The organism is Nocardioides malaquae (assembly GCF_015070385.1).
In the GTDB taxonomy this organism is placed as follows: domain Bacteria; phylum Actinomycetota; class Actinomycetes; order Propionibacteriales; family Nocardioidaceae; genus Nocardioides; species Nocardioides malaquae.
The window spans coordinates 1-641 of the sequence record NZ_JADCSA010000048.1; the positions used below are offsets into that span (position 1 = coordinate 1).

Consider the following 641-nt stretch of genomic DNA (forward strand, 5'->3'; position numbering starts at 1 on the left):
CAATTATTTGAAAACCTTAGTTTATTACAAAACAAAATTACCCACTATATACATTTCAGCCATTTGAAAACAGCCGATTACCGAGTGCCGCGCTGCGAGCTTGCAGAGCTGCTATTTTTGAAAAATCTTGTTTTATTTTTGCAAATATTTGATATATATTTTTCAAAGCAAACTTTTGCAACTCAAATCTCTGCTTCTGGGGGGTCCCTGGAACAACATATTTTGAGACGGGGGTCCGCGGCCAAACACATGTAACTTTGGGGGACCATGACATGAAAAAGTTTGAGAACCACCGATTTAGAAGAAGGATTTAGAAGACACTTATAGAATCGGGTCAAAACATTCAAAGACTTGCAACACATTTTCCCGATTTTTTTCAAAAATAGCAGATCTACAAGCTCGCAGCGCGGCACTCGGTGCCGCGCTGTGAGCTTGTTGATCTGCTATTTTCGCAAAACACAGTTCTAAACCAGGGGTCTTTAACAGGGGTCCTCAGAGTTACTACAAGGGGTCCTCCAAATCTTTGTGTGATAGAAACCTTTTTTCTCCTTTTTTCATACAGTATTAACCACTTGAACCCTTGCATCCCTATTCTGAGAAATGAGAACTTTGGCCAAAAATAACAGATCTACAAGCATGTA

General features: G+C 39.8%; 1 protein-coding gene. It reads left to right on the forward strand.

The window, feature by feature from the left end; all coding sequences use genetic code 11:
- A partial coding sequence (locus tag IEQ44_RS17105) for a hypothetical protein (RefSeq protein WP_227487605.1) occupies positions 1-255 on the forward strand: 255 nt, incomplete at its 5' end.
- Positions 256-641 lie beyond the last annotated feature (386 nt).